At 67.0% G+C, this 23,221-nt stretch carries 21 protein-coding genes; 8 read left to right on the plus strand and 13 right to left on the minus strand.

Features of this window, described 5'->3' with window-relative positions; all coding sequences use genetic code 11:
* Positions 1 to 25: 25 nt before the first annotated feature.
* From FDT80_RS05100 to FDT80_RS05130, 7 genes are all read right to left on the minus strand, one after another.
* The gene (locus tag FDT80_RS05100; RefSeq protein ID WP_138661126.1) at positions 26 to 880 is read right to left on the minus strand and encodes a hydroxymethylglutaryl-CoA lyase; all 855 of its coding nucleotides are present in this window, start codon (positions 878 to 880) and stop codon (positions 26 to 28) included.
* A 160-nt stretch (positions 881 to 1,040) separates the two neighbouring features.
* A complete protein-coding gene (locus tag FDT80_RS05105; protein WP_138661127.1) occupies positions 1,041 to 1,709 on the minus strand; it encodes a glutathione S-transferase family protein in 669 nt (222 codons plus the stop codon).
* Positions 1,706 to 3,664: an acetyl/propionyl/methylcrotonyl-CoA carboxylase subunit alpha gene (locus tag FDT80_RS05110; protein ID WP_138661128.1), complete on the minus strand. Its 1,959-nt coding sequence runs from the start codon at positions 3,662 to 3,664 to the stop codon at positions 1,706 to 1,708. Before FDT80_RS05110 ends, FDT80_RS05105 begins: the two co-directional genes overlap by 4 nt.
* 98 nt (positions 3,665 to 3,762) lie before the next feature.
* Positions 3,763 to 5,367, minus strand: a complete 1,605-nt coding sequence (locus FDT80_RS05115) for a carboxyl transferase domain-containing protein (protein ID WP_138661129.1) — start codon at positions 5,365 to 5,367, stop codon at positions 3,763 to 3,765.
* Positions 5,364 to 6,911 carry an AMP-binding protein gene (locus FDT80_RS05120; RefSeq protein WP_138661130.1) on the minus strand — a complete coding sequence of 516 codons (1,548 nt, stop codon included), beginning with the start codon at positions 6,909 to 6,911 and terminating at the stop codon, positions 5,364 to 5,366. The genes FDT80_RS05115 and FDT80_RS05120 overlap by 4 nt, the downstream gene beginning before the upstream one ends.
* Positions 6,912 to 6,957: 46 nt before the next feature.
* Positions 6,958 to 7,248 (minus strand): hypothetical protein, encoded by a 291-nt coding sequence (locus tag FDT80_RS05125; protein ID WP_138661131.1) that lies wholly within the window; start codon positions 7,246 to 7,248, stop codon positions 6,958 to 6,960.
* Between the two features lie 3 nt (positions 7,249 to 7,251).
* Positions 7,252 to 8,415, minus strand: a complete 1,164-nt coding sequence (locus tag FDT80_RS05130; RefSeq protein ID WP_138661132.1) for an isovaleryl-CoA dehydrogenase — start codon at positions 8,413 to 8,415, stop codon at positions 7,252 to 7,254.
* A gap of 172 nt (positions 8,416 to 8,587) precedes the next feature.
* Here FDT80_RS05130 and FDT80_RS05135 point away from each other — a divergent pair, with 172 nt between their 5' ends.
* Together FDT80_RS05135 and FDT80_RS05140 are read left to right on the plus strand one after the other, a co-directional pair.
* Positions 8,588 to 9,058, plus strand: a complete 471-nt coding sequence (locus tag FDT80_RS05135) for a pyridoxamine 5'-phosphate oxidase family protein (protein ID WP_138661133.1) — start codon at positions 8,588 to 8,590, stop codon at positions 9,056 to 9,058.
* A 17-nt stretch (positions 9,059 to 9,075) separates the two neighbouring features.
* The gene (locus FDT80_RS05140; protein WP_138661789.1) at positions 9,076 to 9,537 is read left to right on the plus strand and encodes a CreA family protein; all 462 of its coding nucleotides are present in this window, start codon (positions 9,076 to 9,078) and stop codon (positions 9,535 to 9,537) included.
* On the opposite strand, the gene FDT80_RS05145 is transcribed toward FDT80_RS05140, so the two are convergent.
* Both FDT80_RS05145 and FDT80_RS05150 read right to left on the minus strand, forming a co-directional pair.
* Positions 9,510 to 10,724, minus strand: coding sequence for a DegT/DnrJ/EryC1/StrS family aminotransferase (locus FDT80_RS05145; RefSeq protein ID WP_138661134.1), 1,215 nt, complete (start codon positions 10,722 to 10,724; stop codon positions 9,510 to 9,512). The genes FDT80_RS05140 and FDT80_RS05145 overlap by 28 nt on opposite strands.
* Positions 10,725 to 10,785: 61 nt before the next feature.
* A complete protein-coding gene (locus FDT80_RS05150; RefSeq protein ID WP_138661135.1) occupies positions 10,786 to 11,457 on the minus strand; it encodes an HAD-IA family hydrolase in 672 nt (223 codons plus the stop codon).
* Positions 11,458 to 11,589: 132 nt separating this feature from the next.
* Here FDT80_RS05150 and glmU point away from each other — a divergent pair, with 132 nt between their 5' ends.
* The 3 genes from glmU to FDT80_RS05165 are packed head-to-tail and all read left to right on the plus strand — an operon-like array spanning position 11,590 to position 15,501.
* Entirely contained in the window at positions 11,590 to 12,936 is a 1,347-nt protein-coding gene (gene glmU, locus FDT80_RS05155) for a bifunctional UDP-N-acetylglucosamine diphosphorylase/glucosamine-1-phosphate N-acetyltransferase GlmU (protein ID WP_138661136.1), read from the plus strand.
* Position 12,937: 1 nt separating this feature from the next.
* Complete coding sequence (gene glmS, locus FDT80_RS05160; protein ID WP_138661137.1) at positions 12,938 to 14,758, plus strand: glutamine--fructose-6-phosphate transaminase (isomerizing); 1,821 nt, start codon at positions 12,938 to 12,940, stop codon at positions 14,756 to 14,758.
* Positions 14,755 to 15,501 carry a DNA alkylation repair protein gene (locus tag FDT80_RS05165; RefSeq protein WP_138661138.1) on the plus strand — a complete coding sequence of 249 codons (747 nt, stop codon included), beginning with the start codon at positions 14,755 to 14,757 and terminating at the stop codon, positions 15,499 to 15,501. The genes glmS and FDT80_RS05165 overlap by 4 nt, the downstream gene beginning before the upstream one ends.
* A 10-nt stretch (positions 15,502 to 15,511) precedes the next feature.
* Here FDT80_RS05165 and FDT80_RS05170 read toward each other — a convergent pair whose 3' ends face one another.
* The gene (locus FDT80_RS05170) at positions 15,512 to 15,979 is read right to left on the minus strand and encodes a hypothetical protein (protein WP_246039866.1); all 468 of its coding nucleotides are present in this window, start codon (positions 15,977 to 15,979) and stop codon (positions 15,512 to 15,514) included.
* Between the two features lie 87 nt (positions 15,980 to 16,066).
* On the opposite strand from FDT80_RS05170, the gene moaA reads away from it, so the two are divergent.
* Genes moaA through FDT80_RS05185 form a run of 3 tightly spaced genes read left to right on the plus strand, consistent with a single transcriptional unit; the run spans position 16,067 to position 19,433 of the window.
* On the plus strand, positions 16,067 to 17,074 hold the full coding sequence (moaA, locus tag FDT80_RS05175; RefSeq protein ID WP_138661139.1) for a GTP 3',8-cyclase MoaA: 1,008 nt from the start codon (positions 16,067 to 16,069) through the stop codon (positions 17,072 to 17,074).
* A gap of 11 nt (positions 17,075 to 17,085) precedes the next feature.
* On the plus strand, positions 17,086 to 18,375 hold the full coding sequence (locus tag FDT80_RS05180) for a 3-deoxy-D-manno-octulosonic acid transferase (protein WP_138661140.1): 1,290 nt from the start codon (positions 17,086 to 17,088) through the stop codon (positions 18,373 to 18,375).
* Positions 18,372 to 19,433 (plus strand): glycosyltransferase family 4 protein, encoded by a 1,062-nt coding sequence (locus FDT80_RS05185; protein WP_138661141.1) that lies wholly within the window; start codon positions 18,372 to 18,374, stop codon positions 19,431 to 19,433. The genes FDT80_RS05180 and FDT80_RS05185 overlap by 4 nt, the downstream gene beginning before the upstream one ends.
* Positions 19,434 to 19,472: 39 nt before the next feature.
* On the opposite strand, the gene FDT80_RS05190 is transcribed toward FDT80_RS05185, so the two are convergent.
* The 3 genes from FDT80_RS05190 to FDT80_RS05200 are packed head-to-tail and all read right to left on the minus strand — an operon-like array spanning position 19,473 to position 23,205.
* Positions 19,473 to 20,636 carry a M20 aminoacylase family protein gene (locus tag FDT80_RS05190; RefSeq protein WP_138661142.1) on the minus strand — a complete coding sequence of 388 codons (1,164 nt, stop codon included), beginning with the start codon at positions 20,634 to 20,636 and terminating at the stop codon, positions 19,473 to 19,475.
* A 32-nt stretch (positions 20,637 to 20,668) separates the two neighbouring features.
* Complete coding sequence (locus FDT80_RS05195; RefSeq protein WP_138661143.1) at positions 20,669 to 21,835, minus strand: M20 aminoacylase family protein; 1,167 nt, start codon at positions 21,833 to 21,835, stop codon at positions 20,669 to 20,671.
* Between the two features lie 23 nt (positions 21,836 to 21,858).
* Entirely contained in the window at positions 21,859 to 23,205 is a 1,347-nt protein-coding gene (locus FDT80_RS05200) for an NAD(P)/FAD-dependent oxidoreductase (RefSeq protein ID WP_138661144.1), read from the minus strand.
* Positions 23,206 to 23,221 lie beyond the last annotated feature (16 nt).

Below are 23,221 nucleotides of genomic sequence, written 5' to 3' on the forward strand. Positions count from 1 at the left end.
CTCGAATTTTCCGGTCACCATTGCATCAGGCGCGCATCGCACGGGCCATCTTCGCGGCCTCGCGAACGACCTCGAGGTCCAGCCCGGTCTCGTAGCCCAGCGCGGCCAGATGCTCGGCCACGGCCTCGGTCGCGACATTGCCCGCCGCTCCGGGGGCGAAAGGGCAGCCGCCCAGGCCCCCGACGGCGGCGTCGAACACCCGCACTCCCATGCTCAGCGACGCGTCGATGTTCGCCATCGCCCGCCCCTTGGTGTCGTGGTAGTGCCCGGCCAGACGGCCGACCGGCACGACGTCGCGCACCTTGAGCAGCATCCGCGCGATGGTGTCGGGCGTGCCCGCGCCGATGGTATCGCCCAGGCTCACCTCGTAGCAGCCCATCGAAAACAGCCTGTCCGCAACCTCTGCCACCGCCGCGGGCGGCACCGGCCCGTCATAGGGGCACTCCACCACGCACGACACGTAGCCGCGCACCGGCAGATCGATATGCCGCGCCTCTTCGATGATCGGCGCAAAGCGTTCGAAGCTCTCGGCGATGGTGGCGTTGATATTGGCCTTGGAAAACCCTTCGGAAGCCGAGGCGAACACCGCGATCTCGTCCGCGCCGGCGGCGCGCGCATCCTCGAAGCCCCGCATGTTCGGGGTCAGCGCCGCATACCGCACGCCGGGCGCACGCGCGATCCCCGCCAGCACCTCGGCCGATCCGGCCATCTGCGGCACCCACTTGGGGCTGACAAAGCTCGCCACCTCGATCCGCGAGAACCCCGCCCGGCTCAGACAATCGACCAGCGCGACCTTCTCGGCCACGGGAATCTCGCGCGCCTCGTTCTGCAACCCGTCGCGCGGGCCGACTTCGAAAATCTCCACTGGTCCCAAACTCATATCGGTCTCCTCCGGGGCTGCTCCCGTTCACACCCGAACCCCTCCACCAGAGCGGTCCCACGACGGCGCCGACCTTCGAGCCTTTCGGTCCGCGCCAAACTAATCCCCACACTCTCCCCGGCTTCAGGTCGTCAAATCAATCAAAATTCGATCGACACCGTCATTCCATCGGCCAGGGCGGATAGAATTCACGGTCGTAGATCCCCGTTCCAGGCTCCGGCAGCGATGGCGCAAAGCTGTCGCGCCCGGTGATCCGCGCGTACCAGTCCGCAACCGCCGGATGCCGGTCCAGCGTTACGAAATGCCGCGCCATATAGACCGCCTGCCCGACCGAGATGTCGGCGGCGGTGAACCCGCTGGTAAGCAGGTAATCGCGGTTCTCCACCGGTGTGCTCAGCCGCGCCTCGATCGCGTCATAGCATTTGCCAACCCGCGCGGCCTCAAGCTTCATCACGATGGGGCTGCGCATTGCGTCCTCGCGCAGGGCGACGTGCTGCTGGGTCAAGGCGGCGGTGTGCTGGCTCAGCGTTTCGGCAAAATGCACCCACACCAACCAGGCCATGCGATCGGGCGTGCCGGGCATCCGGCCCAGACGCTCGGGGCTGAACCGCTCGCAGAGATATTCGGTGATCGCCCCGGTCTCGAACATCCGCTCGCCCTCGATCTCCAGTGCGGGCACGCGTCCGGCCGGCGACAGCGACAGGTATTCGGGATCGCGCAGCGACCGGTCAAAGGCATGGACGCGCACCCGGAACTCGATCTCAAGCTCGTTGAGCAGCCACAGCGTGCGCATCGACCGGGTTTGCGGACAGTGGTGCAGGGTGATCATTGCGCCGCCTCCGCCGCGTCGGCCCCGGCGGGCTCCAGCCGGACCAGCGCGGCGCCTGCCTCCACCTGATCGCCCGGCGCGGCAAGAATCTCGGCCACCACGCCGTCCCGCGCGGCCAGCAGCGCATGTTCCATCTTCATCGCCTCCAGCACGGCCAGCCTGTCGCCCGCCTTGACCGCCTGCCCCGCTTGCGTGTGCACCGATTTGACCAGGCCCGGCATCGGCGCCTCGATCAGGTTGCCATCGCCCGACGCGCCGCCCGCACGGTCCAGCGGGTCGATCACGTCGAAGACAAGGCCATAGGCATCGAACACCGTGATCACCAACCCCGCTACGGCCACCGGCGGCGCCGCCTGCCCGTCCAGGTGCCACACTTCGCCGACACGGTGCGCGACAACGGTGTCTTCGCCGATCTGCCAATGCTGGCGATCTGGCCCCTCGACCATCACATGGGCGACCACCTCCTCGCCCTGCCACAGCATCGCGACCTGCCGCCTGAGCGGCTGCCACAGCGTGAAACCGGTCTCGGCCTGCGCATCACACAGACCCAGCGCCGCCATGCCGGCCGCCGCCACATGCCGCGGCCCGGCCACGGGCGCCACCGTCAGCGCATCGATATCGCGCGCGATCAGGCCGGTATCGACCTCGCCGCGCCCGAACCCGTCATGCCCCGCCAGCGCCCCCAGAAACCCAAGGTTGGTCACGGTTCCGGCCACCTGCGTTCCCGCCAGTGCCGAACGCAGCCGCGACAAGGCCACCGCGCGATTGGGGCCATGCACGATCAGTTTGGCGATCATCGGATCATAGAACGGGCTGATCGTATCTCCCGCCCGCACCCCGCTGTCGGCACGCGCGCCGCGCGCAAACGTCAGATGGGTCAGCGTACCGGTCGCCGGCAGGAAGCCCTTGGGCACATCCTCGGCATACAGCCGCGCCTCAAAGGCATGACCGGTGATCTTCAAGTCGTCCTGCCCGGCGGGCAACGGCTCCCCGGACGCGACCCGCAGTTGCCATTCCACGAGGTCGACGCCCGTGATCAACTCAGTCACCGGATGTTCGACCTGCAGCCGCGTGTTCATCTCCATGAAAAAGAACCCGTCCGGGCGCAGCCCGCCGGAGCCGTCCACGATGAATTCCACCGTGCCCGCACCGGCATAGCCGATCGCCTCCGCCGCGCGCACCGCCGCCTGACCCATCGCCTCGCGCATCCGTGGTGTCATCCCCGGCGCGGGCGCCTCCTCGATCACCTTTTGATGGCGGCGCTGCAACGAACAGTCACGCTCGAACAGATGGACCGCGCGGGTGCGGTCGCCGAACACCTGCACCTCGATGTGGCGCGGCTGGGTGACGAATTTCTCGACCAGCACATCGGCGTTGCCAAACGCCTTGCGCGCCTCGGACCGTGCGCTTTCCAGGGCGTCGGAAAAATCGCGCGAATGCTCGACCAGCCGCATCCCCTTGCCGCCGCCGCCCGCAACGGCCTTGATCATCACCGGGTAACCGATCTTGTCCGCCTCGTCCGCCAGACGGGCGTCGTCCTGGTCTGCGCCATGATAGCCCGGCACAACCGGCACACCCGCCTCGACCATCAGCGCCTTGGCCGCGTCCTTGAGGCCCATCGCCCGAATGGCCCTGGCCGAGGGCCCGATGAACGTCAGCCCCGCCGCCTCCACCGCCTCCACGAAGGCGGGGTTTTCGGACAGGAAGCCGTAGCCGGGATGAACCGCCTGCGCGCCGGTATCCAGCGCGGCCTGAATGATGGCGTCGCCCCTGAGGTAGCTGTCCGCCGGGAGCGAGCCGCCGACGTGCACCGCAAGATCGGCCATCGCCACGTGTTTCGCGCCCGCATCGGCGTCGGAATAGACCGCCACACAGCGCACCCCCAGTGCCTGCGCCGTTTCCATGACCCGGCAGGCGATCTCGCCCCGGTTGGCAATCAGGATCGTATCAAACATCGCTCACGCCCTTTTCTGTCGTCGTCATCATAACTTCTTTTGGCCCGAAATGCCTCGGGGGTGCGGGGGCCGGCCGCCGCCCCCGACACGCGTCATCGTCACATCCGGAACACGCCAAAGCGCGTCTCCTCGATCGGCGCACACAGGCTGGCCGACAGCGACAGGCTCAGCACGTCGCGGCTCTGGCGCGGGTCGATGACCCCGTCATCCCAAAGCCGCGCACTGGCATAAAGCGGATGCGACTGTTCCTCGAACATATCGATCGTGGGTTGCTTGAAGGCGGCTTCCTCCTGCGCCGACCACGTCTCGCCCGCGCGCTCGATCGCGTCGCGTTTCACCGTGGCTAGAACCCCCGCCGCCTGCGGGCCGCCCATCACGCTGATCCGGCTATTTGGCCAGGTCCACATGAAGCGCGGGCTATAAGCCCTTCCGGCCATGCCATAATTTCCGGCACCGAACGATCCGCCGACCAGCATGGTAATCTTGGGCACATTGGTGCTGGCCACTGCCGTCACCATCTTGGCGCCGTGGCGGGCAATCCCCTCGTTCTCGTATTTGCGCCCGACCATGAAGCCGGTGATGTTTTGCAGGAACACCAGCGGTATCGCGCGCTGGCTGCACAGTTCGACGAAATGCGCGCCCTTTTGCGCGGCTTCGGAAAACAACACGCCATTGTTGGCCACGATCCCCACGGGGCAGCCTTTGACATGGGCGAAACCGGTCACCAGCGTCTCGCCGAAGCGCGGCTTGAACTCGTCAAAGCGCGACCCGTCCACCAGTCGCATGATGACCTCGCGGATGTCATAGGGCGTGCGCAGATCGGCGGGAACGACACCCAGGATCTCGGCCGGGTCATAGGCTGGTTCCTCGGGGGTTTCCCACTGTACCGTCGCGGGCTTGGCACGGTTCAGCGATCCCACCGCGCGCCGCGCGAGCGCCAGCGCATGGGCGTCGTCCTCGGCCAGGTAATCCGCCACGCCCGACAACCGCGTGTGCACATCGCCGCCGCCCAGGTCCTCGGCGCTCACGACCTCGCCGGTCGCCGCCTTGACCAGCGGCGGCCCGGCCAAAAAGATCGTCCCCTGATCGCGCACGATGATGGTCACGTCCGACATCGCGGGCACATAGGCCCCGCCGGCGGTGCACGACCCCATGACGACCGCAATCTGCGGAATGCCGAGGCTGCTCATCCGGGCCTGGTTATAGAAGATGCGGCCAAAGTGGTCGCGATCGGGAAAGACCTCGTCCTGATTGGGCAGGTTCGCGCCGCCGCTGTCGACCAGGTAGATGCAGGGCAGACGGTTTTCCTGCGCGATCTCCTGCGCACGCAGATGCTTCTTGACCGTCATCGGGTAATAGGTGCCGCCCTTCACCGTGGCGTCGTTGCAGATCACCATGACTTCGAGGCCCTGCACCCGTCCGATGCCCGCGATCACGCCGGCACAGGGCGCGGCGCCGCCGTAAAGCCCATGCGCCGCCGTCGCGCCGATTTCAAGAAAGGGCGCACCAGGATCCAGCAGGTTGGCCACCCGGTCCCGCGGCAGCATCTTGCCCCGGCTCTCATGGCGGGCACGCGATTTCTCTCCGCCGCCTGCCGCGGCCTGCTCGGCCGCCGCGCGGACCGTGCCCAACGCATCGAGATGCGCCGCGTGGTTGGCCTTGAACGCGTCCGAAGACGGCAGCGCCTGCGATGTCAGTTTCATAGGCTGTCCTTCACTTTTCTGTCTTGCGCCCCGGTCGTTTCCGCTTCGGCCCGCGCGCGCAGATCCTTGCGGATCACTTTGCCTGTCACGGTCATGGGCAATTCGGTCACGAAATCGATTTCCCTTGGATAAGAATAGCTTGCAAGGCGATCTTTCACCCAGTCCCGAAGCGCGGCCGCAGGTACGTCCTGCCCCTGCTTCAGAACCACGTAGGCCTTGACGATCTGCCCGCGCAGCGCGTCGGGCTTGCCCACCACACCCACGGTAGCCACGCCTGGATGCGTCAGCAGGCAATCCTCGATCTCCGCCGGGCCGATGCGATACCCGGCCGAACTGATGACGTCGTCCTCGCGCCCCACGAAACGCAGGAAATCGCCTTGCCAAATGCCCCGGTCACCGGTCAGCATCCAGTCGTCGCGGAACTTCTCCGCCGTGGCGGCGGGGCGGTTCCAGTAGCCCAGCATCATCGCCGCCGACCCGCGCCGCACGGCGATGTCACCCTCCGCGCGCGTGATCTGACCGGCGCCGTCCAGCACCGCGACCTCGTGCCCCGGCACCGGCTTGCCGATGCAGCCGGGGGTCGCGGTAAACGCGGCGGCGCAACTGCTGACCGTCATGTTGCATTCGGTCTGGCCGTAGAATTCGTTGATCTGCAGCCCAAACGCCTGCCGCCCCCAGGTCAGCATCTCGGCCCCCAACGGTTCGCCCCCGCTGGCGACCGAGCGCAGGCCCGGAATTGCCTGATCCTCGGCTTTGAGCATCCGCAGCGCGGTGGGCGGGAAAAAGACGTTGCGCACGCCGGCCTGTTCGATGATCTGCGCCGCGCCCTGCGCGGTGAACTTGGGCATCCGCGCGGCGACCACCGGCACACCCATCGCCAGCCCCGGCATCGCAACGTCGAACAGCCCCCCGATCCAGGCCCAGTCGGCAGGCGTCCAGAGGCAATCGCCGGGCCGGCCCAGGTGATCGTGGCTCAGGCTCACGCCCGGCAAGTGACCGGTCAGGATACGGTGCCCATGCAGCGCCCCCTTGGGCGCGCCCGTCGTGCCGGAGGTATAGATCAGCACGGCGGGATCGTCCGGCGCCGTGTCGGCGAAACCGACGGGATCGCCCGGCACGCCCGCGGTCTCGGCCAGCCACGGCTCGGCCAGATCGCCCACCAACTCGGCGCCCTGGGCGTCCGTCAGGACAAGATCGCAGCCCGCGTCGCCCAGCCGAGACGCCAGCGCGTCGTGCTTGAAGAGTTTGAACAAAGGCACTGAAATCGCGCCGATTTTCCAGATTGCAAGATGGGCCGCGGCGCACCACGGCGACTGGCTGAGCAGAACCCCAACCCTGTCGCCCGCGCGCACGCGCCCAAGCAGCGCGCGTGCCAGAGCGTCGGCCATGTCCGCCAGCGCACCAAAGCTCACGTCACGCCGCGCCGCGCCCGTCAGGTCGATGATCGCCAGCGCCGCGCGCGGATGATCCAGCACCTGCGCCGCCATGTTGAGCCGCGCCGGCATGTCCCAGCGGCCCGCGCGATCCAGCCCCGGCAAGGTCATGACCCGACGCTGTTCTGTGTCAAAGCGGTGGAACGCGCGTCAATACTCATGTGCTGGGCTCCGTCCCCTGTGCAATCAATTGGCCGTCATGTCCGACCTTATAGCGCGAAATGCGTGCGGCAGTGCCACAATTCACGACCAGCCAGACGTCGGGCTCATCGCCCGGCACCGCCACGCAATCGGTACGCGCACCGCCGGTTTCCCGAACATAGCGGCCGACGACGGCCTCGATCACATCGCTTTCGTCCAGCCGCGCGTGTTGCAGCCCGAAATAAAGCCCGGCCCCGGCGGCCAGCACGACAAGGCACAGCACAAGGGTCAGAACGGACCGCGGCATAGCTCAGCTCATCGCTTCCATCATCTCGCGGCCCACCAGCATCCGCCGGATTTCCGACGTGCCTGCGCCGATCTCCATCAGCTTGGCATCCCTGAACAGCCGGCTGACGGGGCTGTCGGCCAAAAATCCCGCGCCACCCATCGCCTGCACGGCCTGATGCGCCTGTTTCATCGCCTCTTCGGAGGCGTAAAGACAGCATGCCGCAGCGTCCTGCCGGGTCACGGTGCCCCGGTCACAGGCCTTGGCGACCTCGTAGACATAGGCGCGGGCGGAATTCATCGCCGTGTACATATCCGCGATCTTGCCCTGCATCAGCTGGAAATTCCCGATCGGCTGGCCGAATTGGCGGCGCTCCGCCAGGTAGGGCATGATTTCATCGAGGCACGCCGCCATGATCCCGGTGCCGATCCCCGCCAGAACGACACGCTCGTAATCGAGCCCGGACATCAGAACGCGCACGCCCTTGCCCTCTTCGCCCAGAATGTTCTCGAACGGCACCTCGACGTCTTCAAAGATCAGCTCGGCCGTATTCGACCCGCGCATCCCGAGCTTGTCGAAATGCGGGCTGGTGGAAAAACCGGTCATCGATTTTTCGATGATGAAGGCGGTCAGACCGCGCGATCCGGCCTCGGGGTCGGTTTTGGCATAGACCACCAGCGTGGTGGCGTCGGGGCCATTGGTGATCCAGTACTTGTTCCCGTTGAGCCTGAAATGATCGTTGCGCTTCTCCGCGCGCAGCTTCATCGACACGACGTCCGATCCCGCCCCCGCCTCCGACATCGCCAGCGCGCCGACATGCTCGCCCGAAATCAGCCCGGGCAGATATTTCATCTTTTGGGCGTCGGTGCCGTTCAGCTTGATCTGGTTGACGCACAGGTTGGAATGGGCGCCGTAGGACAACGACACCGATGCACTGGCGCGGGCGATCTCCTCGACTGCGACGGTATGGGCAAGATACGACATGCCCGCGCCGCCGAATTCCTCCGGAACGGTGATGCCCAGCAGGCCAAGTTTGCCCATCTCAGGCCACAGCGCGGGCGGAAACTCGTTCGAGCGGTCGATCTCTGCGGCCATCGGCTTGACGCGCTCCTGCGCCCAGCGGTGCACCATCTCGCGCAGGGAATTCACGTCCTCGCCGAGATCGAAAGTCATGGTGGCGTTGAACATGCGCGGCCTCCCCTCCACAGATTATTGAACACTTGTTCATATCCTAGCGACCGGTCCGAAACCGGTCAAGCACGATAAACGGTCAGGCGTCGGTTTACGGCGCGGGAACGAAGCGGCGGTCCGCGCGTTTGTGTGCTGACACAAACACGAAACAGCGATCAGGAGCCTGCGCATGTCGGATACATTGAAAGACACATTCTGGAGCAGGATAGACGCGGTGCGCGCCGGCATGCTGGAAAGCAACGGCGCCCCCGCCCGGCCGATGGCGCATTATGCCGACAAGGACGCCAAGGCGCTGTGGTTCATCACCGCCAGGCAGACCGACATCGCCAATGCTGCGCGCGCGGGCGCGCCCGCGACCTATGTGATCGCCAGCACCGACGCGCAGCTGTACGGCACGCTGCGTGGCACACTGCATCACGTCCCCGACCAGACCAAGCTGGATGCGCTCTGGGGTCCGATGGCCGAGGCGTGGTTTGACGGCGGCAAGGATGATCCGGATGTCTTTCTGGCGCGCATGGATCTGGCCGAGGCAGAGCTCTGGGCGACCGATGGCGCGGCCAAATTCCTGTATGAGACGGCAAAGGCAAACCTGACCGAAACCACGCCGGATGTCGGCGACCACGGCAAGGTGACATTTTGACCGTTCGGTCGGCCTGCATCGTCCTCGCCGCCACCATCGCGACGGCAGCCCCGTCCCCGGCGGCGCGCGCTGAACAGGTGGGCGAAATCGGCGTGGACTGGGCCGGCAACGACATCGTGATCGAAGCGGTGCGCGACCCGGAGGTGCAGGGCGTGACCTGCCACATCGCCTATTTCGACCGCAGCCTGATCGACCGTCTGGCCAATGGCAATTGGTTCGAGGATCCGTCCAACTCTTCCATTGCCTGTCGCCAGACCGGGCCGATCACGATCGGTGATATCGACCGCAGCGAAGACGGCGAGGACGTGTTTCGCACTTCCCGGTCGATCATCCTCAAGACCCTTCGGATCAAGCGGATCTTCGACGAGCCGAACCAGACGTTGATTTATGTCGCGCATGCACGCGAACTGACACAGGGATCGGCGAAGGTTTCAATGTCAACCGTGCCGCTTTACGCGCCCGTGCCCGCCGCCGACTGAGCCTGCCACACCGCGCCGACCTCGGCGCGGATGATGCGGGCGATCAGCGCGCAGTCCTCGATCGAAAACGTCAGCGGCACGCGCATGTCCACGATCCCCGCCAGGATGCGGTCAGTGGCGGGCATCGCGGGCGTGTCCACATAGCGCCAACTGTCATAGCGGCTGGTGAAGCCCACCGGCTCCGACGCGCCGAACCACTTCAGCTCGACCCCCCGCGCGGCGCAGCGCGCCACGACCTGCCGCACGGCCGCATCCGCCCAGTCAAGAAGCAGGAACTGAAAGGACGATCCGACGATCCGCTCCTGCTCGGGCCGGTCGATCAGGGTCAGGCCGGGAACGCCCGTCAACCCGTCGCACAGGGCGCCGTGCCGGTCGTTCCAGCGGGTGCATTGCGTCTCCAGATCGCGCAACTGCGGGCGCAGGATGGCGGCGCGCAGGTTGTCCATTCGCCCCGAGATGTTGGGCGTCTCGTATTTGACCCGCTCGAACGCCGCAGGCGGCGGGCTGGCGAGGTGACGGTCATAAAGCATGTAGGACCCCGACAGCATGATCGCCCGCGCGGCGATATCCGGATCGCTTGCGATCAGCAACCCGCCCTCGCCTGAATTCACGTGCTTGTAGGTCTGGCAGGAAAAGCAGCCCACCGCACCATATGTGCCCGACGCGCGGCCCGCCCAGGCCGCGCCCATCGTGTGCGCGCAATCCTCGATCACGGTGACCCCGGCGGCGTCGCACATCGCCATCAGCCGCTCCATGTCGCAGATGTGCCCGCGCATGTGACTGAGCAGCAGGACCCGCGCCAGCGGCAACTTGGCCGCCAGATCGTCGAGATCGATGGTCAGGCCCTCGGTGACGCCGACGAACACCGGCACCGCCCCCACCGCCGCGATGGCGCCCGGCACCGGGGCCAGCGTAAAGGCGTTGGACAGAACCGGATCGCCATGCCCCACGCCCACCGCCCGAAGCGCGGTCGCCATCGCATATCCCCCCGAGGCCACGGCCAGGCAGTAGGGGACCCCCATCAGGGCCGCGAACTCCTGCTCCAGCAGGGCGGTTTCGCTGATCTCGCCCGGTGCGGTGTTGTAGCGGTGCAACCTGCCGTGCCGCAAAACCGCCAGCGCGGCGTCGATGCCCGCCTGCGGAATCTGTTCTTGCTGGGTGAAACTGCCGGTAAAGCGCTCTGTCATGCCTTATGTTGTGCGGCGCGCCGTGGCACGGGTCAAGATGGCGCGCGCGCCATGCGTCACCTTATCCCAAAAGCCGATCGATGATCGCCGGAAGATCGGCGTACCGCTCCAGCAGGGCCTCGGGTTCGAGCGCGGCCATATCGCCGCCGCCGGGGCCGAATGTCACCAGCACGCAAGGCACCCCGGCCGCACGCGCGGTCTTGCGGTCGGTATCGGTATCACCGATCAGCGCGCAGCGCGCCGGATCGCCACCCGCGCGGCGCGCCGCCTCATAAAGATGCTCGGGGTCGGGCTTGCGCACCGCGAGCGTATCGGCCCCCACCATCGACCCGAAGGCGTCGCGCACCCCCAGCGAGGTCAGCAGCCTCTGGGCCAGCCCCTCGGGCTTGTTGGTGGCGATGCCAACGCCGTAGCCACCCGATTTCAGTTGCTCCACCGCGTCCATCGCGCCGGGGTACATCACCGTGTGAGTGTGGATATCGGCGGCATATGCCTCGAGCAGAATGGGATAGTACCGGTCGATCGTCGCGGTGTCGCTGGCGCGGCCGAGCCGGTCCATGCCGAGGGTCAGCATCGCCCGCCCGCCGCGCAGCGCGGTGCCCGCATCCGTTTTCGCATCCAGCACGTCACCCGCGCCCATGTCGCGAAAGCATGTATTCGCCGCCGCGATCAGATCGCCGCTGGTGTCGGCCAGCGTGCCGTCCAGATCGAAAATCACCGTTTTGCCGCGCATCCCTCGCCCCCGCCCTCGGCGGACCTCCGCCGTCTGTTGTTGCAAGCCGCAACCTTGTTTGATCCCCGGCCGCCTTGCGCCCCGGTGCCAACCGGATAAACAGGGCGCGAACAGAACACAAAGAGTTATTCCATGGACATTGCATTGGTCGTTCTTGCCGCGGGCAAGGGCACCCGGATGAATTCGGACCGCCCCAAGGTGCTGCACGAGGTGGCGCAGGCCCCGATGCTGGTGCATGCGCTGCGCGCCGGTGCGGCGCTGGACCCGGTGCGCACGGTCGTCGTCGCCGGGCACGAGGCGGACCGGGTCCGGGCCGCCGCGCTGGCCTTTGACGACACCATCGCGGTGGTCGAACAGCCCGAGCAGCTGGGCACGGCACATGCCGTCAGCCAGGCCCGCCCCGCGCTCGAAGACTTTGCCGGGCGCGTGATCGTGCTCTATGGCGATACGCCCTTCATTGCGCCCGACACCCTGCGCGACCTGGCGCAGGCCGCGGCGGATGTCGTGGTCCTGGGGTTCAATGCCGCCGATCCCGGTCGCTATGGCCGCCTTGTCATGCAGGGTGACACGCTCGAGCGGATCGTGGAATTCAAGGACGCGACCGACGCCGAGCGCGAGATCGGCCTGTGCAATTCCGGCGTGATCGCCTGCGATGCGGCGCTTTTGTTCGATCTGATCGACGCGGTGGGCAACGACAACGCGGCGGGCGAATATTACCTGACCGACATCGTGGCGCTGGCCCGGGCCCGGGGTCTGACGGCCACGACCGTCACCTGCGACGAGGCGGAAACGCTGGGCATCAATTCGCGCGCCCAACTGGCCCAGGCCGACGCCGCGTTCCAGGATCGCGCCCGCGCGGCGGCGATGGAGGATGGCGTGACGCTGCATGCGCCCGGCACCGTCTATTTCGCCTTTGACACGGTGATCGGCCGCGACAGCGTGATCGAACCCAATGTCGTCTTCGGCCCCGGCGTGACGGTGGAATCAGGCGCACGCATCCGCTCGTTTTCGCACCTCGAGGGGTGCCACGTGGCCCGCGGCGGGGTGATCGGCCCCTATGCCCGCCTGCGCCCGGGCGCTGAGTTGTCCGAAAATGTGCGCATCGGCAACTTTGTCGAGATCAAGAACGCGCAGGTCGGCGAGGGCACCAAGATCAACCACCTCAGCTATATCGGCGATGCGACCATCGGCGCGGCCAGCAACATCGGCGCGGGCACGGTCACGTGCAACTACGATGGCGTGCTGAAACACCACACCCACATCGGCGCGCGTACCTTTATCGGGTCCAATACGATGCTGGTGGCGCCCGTGCATATCGGCGACGGGGCGATGACAGGATCGGGATCGGTCATCACCTCCGATGTCGAGCCGGACGCGCTGGCGCTGTCGCGCAGTCCGCAGGTTGAAAAACCCGGCATGGCGCGCAAACTGATGGCAATACTCAAGGCCAAGAAGGCCCAACAGACCAGAGGCAGTTGACATGTGTGGAATTGTGGGAGTTTTGGGCAATCACGAAGCGGCGCCCATCCTGGTGGAGGCGCTCAAGCGTCTGGAATATCGCGGCTATGACAGCGCGGGCATCGCGACTGTCAATCATGGCACGCTGGACCGGCGCCGGGCCGTCGGCAAGCTGGTCAACCTCAGCGATCTGCTGGTGCACGAGCCGCTGCGCGGCAAATCGGGTATCGGGCACACCCGCTGGGCCACGCACGGCGCGCCCACCGTGTCCAACGCGCATCCGCACCAGGCCGGACCCGTCGCCGTGGTGCACAACGGCATCATCGAAAACTTCCGCGACCTGCGCGCCGAACTGGCCCAGCATGGCGTGTCCTTCACCACCCAGACCGACACCGAAACCGTCGCCTTGCTGACCCAGTACCACATGGAGCAGGGCAACGACCCGGTCACGGCCGCGAACCTGACGCTGGACCGCCTGCAGGGCGCCTTTGCGCTGGCGTTTCTGTTTTCGGGGCATGACGATCTGATGATCGCCGCGCGCAAGGGGTCGCCGCTGGCCATCGGGCATGGCAACGGCGAGATGTTCGTCGGCTCCGATGCGATCGCGCTGGCGCCGCTGACGGACCGGATCACCTATCTTGAGGAAGGCGACCGCGCGGTCCTGACCCGCACCTCGCTCGAGATCCGCGACGCCAATGGAGCGCTGGCCAACCGCGCCATCCGAACCATCCAGATCGACAGCACCCGCATCGACAAGGCCGGGCACAAACATTTCATGGCCAAGGAAATCGCCGAGCAGCCCGGCGTGATCAGTCAGGCCCTCGATCATTACCTCAGCGCCGACGGGCAGGTCGAACTGCCTGAACCGGGCATCGATTTCACGCAGATCGACCGGCTGACGATGGTGGCCTGCGGAACGGCCTATTACGCCTGTCTCACCGCGAAATACTGGTTCGAGCAGATCGCGCGCCTGCCCGTGGATGTCGATGTCGCCTCGGAATTCCGCTACCGCGAGCCGCCCGTTTCCGACCGCACGGCGGCGCTGTTCGTCAGCCAGTCCGGCGAGACCGCCGATACGCTCGCCGCGCTGCGCTACTGCGAGGGGAAGGCCAGCCGCATCCTGTCGGTGATCAATGTCACCGAATCCTCCATCGCGCGCGAAAGCGACCTGGCCTTGCCGATCTACGCCGGCGTCGAGGTCGGCGTGGCTTCGACCAAGGCGTTCACCTGCCAGTTGAGCGTACTGTTCCTGCTGGTGCTGAAAGCGGCCAGCGACCGTGGCGTGATCGACGCCGACACGATGGCCGACCACGTGTCGGCGCTGCGCGGATTGCCCTCTGCGATGGGGGCCGCGATTGAAATGAACGACACCATGCGCCGCGCCGCCCTCAGACTGGCCGAGGCCCGCGACGTGCTGTTCCTGGGGCGTGGCGTGATGTACCCCATCGCGCTGGAAGGCGCGCTGAAGCTCAAGGAAATCAGCTATATCCACGCCGAGGGATATGCGTCGGGCGAGTTGAAGCACGGCCCCATCGCCCTGGTGGACAAGACCGTGCCGGTGGTGGTGATGGCCCCGCGCGACGCGCTGTTCGACAAGACGGTCAGCAACATGCAGGAGGTCATGGCCCGCAAGGGAAAGGTGATCCTGATCTCGGACCGTGACGGGCTCGACGAAGCGAGCGAGGGGGTCTTCGCCTCGATCGAAATGCCGCGCGTCAGCGATGCGGTCGCGCCGATCCTCTATGCGATCCCGGCGCAAATGCTGGCGTATCACACAGCCGTCGCCAAGGGCACGGACGTGGACCAGCCGCGCAACCTTGCCAAGTCGGTGACGGTCGAATGACAACGGATTCCGACACCACCCCCGCCGAAACCGATGCGTCCGTCGTCGATCCACTTGCCGGGCATGGCGCCGCGCAGCCCTACATCGACCAGCTGATCGCACTGTCCAACCCCGAAAAGGCCGCGCAGATGCGCGCCTATCACAAGGTGGACCGGCCCTATCTGGGGCTTTCCAACCCGGAGGTGAACGATCTGGTCAAGACATGGCGCACAGCACGCGACCTGCCGGATCGGGTGGCGCTGGCGCGCGCGCTTTGGACCAGCGATATTTTCGAGGCGCGGCTGGCCGCGGCCAAGCTGCTGACGCAGGCCCGGATCGCCGGCGACGCCGAGGTCTGGGACCTGATCGTGTCGTGGGTGCCCGATTTCGACAGCTGGGCCATCGCCGACCACGCCTGCATGGCCGGGCAAAAGCGGCTGGTCGCCGATCCGTCGCGGTTGGACCAGGTCGAAGGCTGGACCACGTCCGACCATATGTGGACCCGGCGCGCGGCGCTGGTCATCACCCTGCCCTGGACCAAGCAGAACCACCCCAAGGCGGACGAATCGGCGATCCGCGAGCGCGTTCTGGGCTGGGCCGCGCAATACGTGCCCGATCGCGCCTGGTTCATTCAGAAAGCCGTCGCATGGTGGCTGCGCGACCTGAGCAAGCATGACGCGGACCGGGTGCGCGCGTTTCTGGCCGAACATGGCGCGGCGATGAAACCCTTTGCCGCCAAGGAGGCGGCCAAGTACCTGAAATAAATCGCGTGCCTTAGCCGGTCACGCTGACTTCGACCGGGGTCAGCGCGCCCAGTTGCGCCCCGATCAACCGCAAGGCGGGCAAGGACATGCGGCTGCCCGCCGTGGGGGGCCCTGGAATCGGAATGAGCGTCACGGCGGCGGATTTGCCCGTCGCCGGGTTGGTCACACGGCCCGGCGTCTCGGTCGTGACAAGCGGCGTCTTGAGCCAAAACCCCGGTTCCGTTGGCGACCCGAGCGACGCGATGGTCGTGCCCAGCACACGCGCGCCGTCGGGCCTGACCGCTGCCGCCTCCGCGCGCTGTGCGGCGGTCGTGGTGTCGAACTGCTCTGGCGTGGTGGCGCCGGGGGGCGGCGGCGCGGGCCGCCGGGTCTGTGCGGGCGCCGCGTCGGTCGCGGGCCCGGGCGCGGGCCGCGTGGCAAGATCGCCGCAGCCGCCAAGGACCGCGACCACGATGAAGGCTGTGCACATTCTGGTCATGGTTGCAGTCTAAACCATACCTCATGCACTCGGGCAATCGCACTTCTCCCCTTGTCGCCGCGTCGGCGCACCTTTACCTATCAAGGTATGAAAACACCTTTGATCGACCCTTTCGCACGCGCCATCACCTACCTGCGCGTGTCCGTCACCGACCGGTGCGATTTCCGCTGCGTCTATTGCATGTCGGAAAACATGACCTTTCTGCCCAAAAAAGAGCTTCTGACGCTGGAGGAGCTGGACCGCCTGTGCTCCACCTTCGTGGGGCTGGGCGTGGAAAAGCTGCGCATCACCGGGGGCGAGCCGCTCGTGCGCAAGGGAATCATGCAGTTTTTCCAGAACATGTCGCGCCATCTGGACGCGGGCACGCTCAAGGAACTGACTCTGACCACCAACGGCAGCCAGCTCGAGCGCTATGCCGCCGATCTGTATTCCGCGGGCGTGCGCCGGGTCAACGTGTCGCTGGACACGTTGGACGAGGGCAAATTCGCCGACATCACGCGCTGGGGCCGCCTGCCCCAGGTGCTGCGCGGGATCGACGCAGCCCAGGCTGCGGGCCTGCGGGTCAAGATCAACGCCGTGGCGCTCAAGGGTTTCAACGAGGACGAATTGCCCGCGATCACCGCATGGTGCGCCAGCCGCGATATCGACCTGACGTGGATCGAGGTGATGCCGATGGGCGACATCGGCAACGAGGACCGGCTGGGCCAGTACTGGTCCCTGAAGGACGTGCGCGCCAAATATGCCGAGCATTACACCGTTACCGATCTGGCCGAGCGCACGGGCGGGCCCGCCCGCTATGTCCGGCTGGAGGAGACGGGCCAGAAGATCGGCTTCATCACGCCGCTGAGCCATAATTTCTGCGAAAGCTGCAACCGCGTCCGCGTGACGTGCACCGGCGAAATCTACCTCTGCCTGGGGCAGGAGGACAACGCAGACCTGCGCGCCCCGCTGCGCGCCCACCCGGATGACGATCGCCCGCTCGAAGACGCCATTCGCGCCGCGATCGACCTCAAGCCCAAGGGCCATGATTTCGACTATTCCCGCCAAACCCTGGATGGGCAGATGCCGCGCCACATGAGCCACACCGGCGGCTGAGCGGGTCGGGCATGGGCGCGCCATTCCTCTACCGGGCCTATGTCGCGGCCACCACCGCGCTGGTCCCTTTGGCGGCCTATCTGGAGACGACCAAGCTGCGCCGCGCCGGCCTGCCCGCGCACCGCGCGCATGAAAAGCTGGGCCATGCCACCGAGGACCGCCGCGGCACGGGGCCGCTCGTGTGGTTCCACGCCGCCTCCGTGGGGGAAAGCCTGTCGGTCCTGGCGCTGATTTCGCGGATGGGCGTGGCGCTGCCGCAGGCGCGGTTTCTGATCACCTCGGGCACCGCGACCTCGGCGCAGCTGATCGCGGCGCGGATGCCACCCAACTGCGTGCACCAGTTTGCGCCGCTCGATGCCGCGGGGCCGGTCACGCGATTTCTCGATCACTGGCGCCCCGATGCCGCGGTGTTCGTCGAAAGCGAGCTTTGGCCGCAGATGCTGGTGCGCACCCGCGCGCGCGGCGCGCATCTGGCACTGGTCAACGCGCGGCTCTCCGCGAAATCGCGGGCGGCCTGGGCCAAGCGCCCCAGGACGGCCGCCTATGTCCTCGGGGTCTTCGACCTGATCCTGACGCAAAACGATGCGATGGCGCAGGCGATGGTCGATCTGAATGCCCCTGCCGACCGGGTGGCGCGTGGCTTCAACCTCAAGTCATTGTCGGACCCCCTGCCCGTTGATCCCGACGCGGTGGCCAAGTCGCGCAAGACCCTGGGCCACCGCCCGGTCTGGGTCGCGTCGTCCACTCATCCGGGCGAGGAGAAGGACGTGCTGGAAGCGCACAGGAGCCTGCTTGGCACCCATCCCGATCTATGCCTGATCCTTGCCCCCAGGCACCCCGAGCGCGGCGACGAGGTCGAAGCGCTGATTGCGCAGAGCGGCCTGAGTCATACCCGCCGCAGCACGGGCGGCGCGCCCACGCAAGCGGTGTACCTTGCCGATACGCTGGGCGAACTGGGCCTTTGGTACGCGCTGGCGCCCTTCGTGTTCCTGGGCGGATCGCTGCGGCCCATCGGCGGGCACAACCCGTTCGAGGTCACGCAATCGGGCGCTGCGGTACTGTCGGGCACGCATGTGACGAATTTCGCGGAAACCTTTGCCGCGATGGAAGAGGCCGGGGCGGCGCGGATGGTCGCCGACGGGCCCGACCTGGCGCGATTGGCTACGGCCTGGCTGACCGACGATGCCGCGCTGGCCCGCGCCCGTCGCGCCGCGCGGGATTTCACCCGCGCCCGGACCGGCCAGTTGGATGGCATCGCCGCACGTCTGATCAAGGCGCTGGATCTGGAGCAGGCCGCATGACCGCCCGGACGCCTGGTGGAATCGAGGTCATCGCACCGAATTTCAAACGTCGCCTGTCGGGCGTCACCGCCACGGTGGTGCGCCTTGTGCCGTTGCAGGCGCGCGAGATCGGCATCGTGGCCACCGGCCCGGTGATCCCGCCGCATGTGCCGCAAATTCCGTTGTCGCACCTGCTGACCCTGCCGCGGCGGGGCCCCGCCCCCGGCGGCTGGCGGGTCTGGCACGCGCGCCGCAACGTCGAGATGATCGGCGGGCTGGCGCTGCGCTATCTGCTGGGCAAACGGCTGAAACTGCTCTTCACCTCCGCTTCGCAGCGCGCGCAGACCGGTCTGACGCGCTGGCTGATCCGGCGCATGGACGCGGTTGTGGCCACCTCGGACAAGACGGCGGCCTATCTTGAGGTGCCCGCCCGCGTGATCATGCACGGCATCGATACCGAAGGGTTCTCGCCCAGCCCCGATCGGGCGGGCCTGCGCGACGCGCTGGGGCTGCCCGCGCAGGGGGCGATCCTGGGCTGCTACGGGCGGCTGCGCCCGTCGAAGGGCACCGATCTCTATGTCGAGGCGATGATCGAGGTGCTGCGCGCCCATCCGCAGGCGACGGCCCTTGTCATGGGGCGCGCGGTCGAAAAATTCCAGGATTTCGAGGCGGAGCTGCGCAAGACCGTGGCGCAGGCCGGGATGCAGGACCGCATCCGCTTTTTGCCCGAGGTGCCGACGCAGGACATGGCGGATTGGTACAGGGTGCTGGACCTTTACGTGGCGCCGCAACGCTGGGAGGGCTTCGGCCTGACCCCGATCGAGGCGATGGCCTGCGGCGTGCCGGTGATCGCCACCCGCGTCGGCGCGTTCGATGCGCTGGTATCCGACGGCGAGACGGGGCGTCTGGTCGATCCGGGCGATGCGGCGGCCCTGGCCGGGGCAACGGCAGAGGCGCTGGCTGATCCCGCGAGGCTGTCGGCGTGGTCGGCCGCCGCACGTCGTCGCGCGACGGACAGCTTTTCGATCGAAGGGGAAGCGGCGGCGCTGGTGACGCTCTACCGCGAGCTTCTGGCGTGAAAGATCCGGGCGGGGACCTGTCCCGCCCGGATCCAAACATCACGCCGCCGGCATACGTTGTTCGACGATTTCGGCCCACCAGCTGCATCCCGCCGGGATCGCATCGTCGTTGAAGTTGTACATCGGGTGATGCACCATCGCCGTGTCGCCGTTGCCCACCAGGATATAGGCGCCGGGGCGTTCCTCGAGCATGAAGGCGAAGTCTTCTCCGCCCATCACCAGGGGCGCCTCGTCGCACTGACCGGTCACGCTGGTCGCCACCTTGGCGGCGAATTCCGTCTGCTCGTCATGGTTGACCATCACAGGATAGTTGCGGTGATACACCAGCTTGATCCTGGCGCCAAAGGTCGCCGCAATACCGTCACAGATCTCGTTCAGGCGCTTTTCCGCCAGATCGCGCATCTCGGCGGACATGGTGCGCACGGTGCCCATCAGCGACACGCGCTGCGGGATGACGTTGAAGGCCTTGGACGAGGTCTCGAACGAGGTGATCGACACCACGATCTGCTCCACCGGATCGGCGTTCCGACTGGCGATGGTCTGGGCCGCCAGAACAAGCTGGCTGGCGACCACGGTGCTGTCGATGGTCTCATGCGGCTTTGCGGCATGCCCGCCAAGGCCTTCGACCTCGATTTCCAGCAGGTCGGTGGCGGCAAAGAACGCGCCGGGACGGATGGCAAAGCTGCCCGTGGGGCGGCCCGGCCAGTTGTGCATGCCGTACACCTCCTGGATGCCCCAGCGCTCCATCATGCCGTCGTTGCACATCTCGCGGCCACCACCGCCGCCCTCTTCGGCGGGTTGAAAGATCACCACAACGGTGCCGTCGAAATTGCGCGTCTCGGCCAGGTATTTCGCCGCGCCCAGCAGCATTGCGGTATGCCCGTCATGGCCGCAGGCATGCATCGCGCCATCGGTTTTCGATGCGTATTCCACCCCGGTCTGCTCGTGAATCGGCAGCGCATCCATATCCGCGCGCAGGCCGATCACCTTGCCCGACGCGTCGGACTTGCCCTTGATCACCCCCACGACGCCGGTGCGTCCGATGCCCTCGACCACCTCTTCGCAGCCGAATTCCCGCAGCTTGTCGGCCACCATCGCCGATGTGCGGTGCGTCTCGAACAGGATTTCGGGGTTTTCATGGATGTCGCGGCGCCATGCGGTGATTTCGTCGTGCAGTTCGGCAAATCGATTTTTGACGGGCATTTCAGTCTCCTTCGTGGGTCATTCCGGGCCATTCAGGCCACGGGCATGCGGCTCTCTACCATCTCGGCGAACCAACTGCACCCCGCCGGGATGGATGCGTCGTCAAATACGTACTCCGGATGGTGCACGGTGGGCCCGTCGCCGTTGCCCAGCATGATATAGGCGCCGGGCCGCGCGTTGAGCATGAAGGCGAAATCCTCGGCCGCCATGATGGGGGGCGTATCGGTGATGACGCTGCCCGCCACGCGTGCGGCGGCCGCGGCGGCGTAGTCGGTATGCTCGGCGTGATTGACGGTCACCGGATAACCAAGCTGATAATCGATCCGCGCCGTGCAGCCATGCGCCTGCGCGGTGGCGGTGACGATCTCCTCCAGCCGCGTCCGGACAAAGCTGCGCACCTCGGGGTCGAGGGTGCGCACGGTGCCGCGCATCCGGCACGTCTGCGGAATGACGTTATGCGCCTCGGTGTCCGAATGCAGCGCACAGACCGACACCACAACGTTCTTGAGCGGATCGACCCAGCGGCTGGCGATGGATTGCAGCCCGATCAGCACATGCGCGGCGGCAAGGTTGGGATCCACGGCCTCGTGCGGGGCGGCGGCGTGACCGCCCTTGCCTGTCACCGTGATCTCGAACTCGTCCGCGCTGGCCAGCAGGGCGCCGGGGCGGATCGCGAATTCCCCCGGTGTCAGCCCGGGCATGTTGTGCATGCCGTAAACCTCCTGCACGCCCCAGCGGTCCATCACGCCTTCCTGGACCATCACGCGGCCGCCGCCGCCGCCCTCTTCGGCGGGTTGGAACAGCAGCACGACGGTGCCGTCGAAATTGCGCGTCTCCGCCAGGTACTGCGCCGCGCCCAGCAGGATGGCGGTGTGCCCGTCATGGCCGCAGGCGTGCATCTTGCCCGGATGGACGGAGGCATAGTCGAGCCCGGTCGCCTCGGCGATGGGCAGCGCGTCCATATCCGCGCGCAGGCCGATCACACGGCCCTTGGTGTCGGTCCGGCCCTTGATGACGGCGACGATCCCCGTTTCGGCCACGCCGGTGGTGATCTCGTCCACGCCGAACTCCGCCAGCCGCTCGGCGACAAAGGCGGCGGTCTGCGGCAGGTCGAACTGCAATTCGGGAATGGTGTGAAGGTGATGCCGCCATGCGGTGATCTGGGCGTGGGTTTCGGCAAAGCGGTTCTTGACGGGCATGAGAATCTCCTTGGGATACGGGATCAGACGGATGGACCGATCCGCATGGGGCTGCCATCGGCAAAACGCGACAGGCGGAACCGCGTCAGATCATGGCCCACATCGCCGCCCGTGGCCAGCGCCGCCAGCACCCGCCCCATGCCGGGGCCAATGCCGAACCCGTGGCCGCTCATTCCGGTGCCGACCGTCAGGCCCGGCAGATCGGCGACGCGGTCAACCACCGGCACCACGTCGGGCATGGTGTCGATCATCCCCGCCCATGCGGATTTCAGCCGCACCTCGCCCAACTGCGGGAACAGCGCCGCGAACTCCCGCACCAGCGCGCGCAGCTTGGCGGCGTTGGGTTTCGGGTCGAGCACGCGCATCGCCTCGAAGGGGCTTGGTGCGTCGGCGGACCACCGGCGCGGGGTGGACCACGCGTCGGGAAACCCCTTGGGGGCAAACGGCAGAAACCGGGTGCCAAGGGGGTCGGCCCGCATCTGGGCCAGGAATTTCGGCAAGGAACGAAACGCATCGGGGCCGACAAACAATTCGTGAAATCCCCCGGCCGCCAGCGAATAGCCGCCATCGGTGCGGGGGCGAAAGGCGATGCGGTGATCCGTGGCGCCACCGGGATAGACCACCGGCAAGGGATCGGTCGCCGCCACCGTGGCGCGCACCGACAGTTGCGGCAGCGCGACGCCGTGATTGCGCAGGAACAGCGCCGACCACGCGCCACCCGCCAGCACCACCTCGGGCGCCGCGATCCGGCCCGCTTCGGTGATCACGCCCGCAACGCGGCCCGCATGCAAGTCAAGACAGCGCACCGCGCAGTGCTCGACGATCTGCACGCCCTCGCGCGCGGCGATCCCCGCCAGCGCCGGCACCGCGACCCATGGCTCGGCCCGCATGTCCGAGGCGGTATAGAGCGCACCCTTGTAGCGGCGCGCCATTCCGGGGATCAGATCGGCGGTCTGCGCGGGGCTCAGGATCCGGCTGTCCACCTCGTTGGCGCGCGCATGAGGCAGCCATGCCTCGTAGCCCGCCAGATCCTTGTCGGTGTCCGCAAGATAGGTGACGCCCCCCTGCGTGAGACCGATATCGACGTTGGTCGCACCCGCCAGATCGCGCCACAGGCGGTTCGCCTCGGCCATGATGGGCAATTCGTCGGGGTCGCGACCCTGCTGGCGGATCCAGCCCCAGTTGCGGCTGGATTGTTCACCCGCGATGCGGCCCTTTTCCAGCAGCACGACCCGGTGCCCTGCCCGCGCCGCGTAGATGGCGGTGCAGACGCCGATCACCCCGCCGCCGATGACCACGAGATCGGCCGCGCGCCGTGGCGGCCCCGGATAGGTCACCGGGCCGGCGGCGGAAATCGGAAACTGCGTCATCGCCGGCGCAGGCGTC

Origin of the sequence: Sulfitobacter sabulilitoris, assembly GCF_005887615.1 — a bacterium.
Taxonomy (GTDB): Bacteria; Pseudomonadota; Alphaproteobacteria; order Rhodobacterales; family Rhodobacteraceae; genus Sulfitobacter_E; species Sulfitobacter_E sabulilitoris.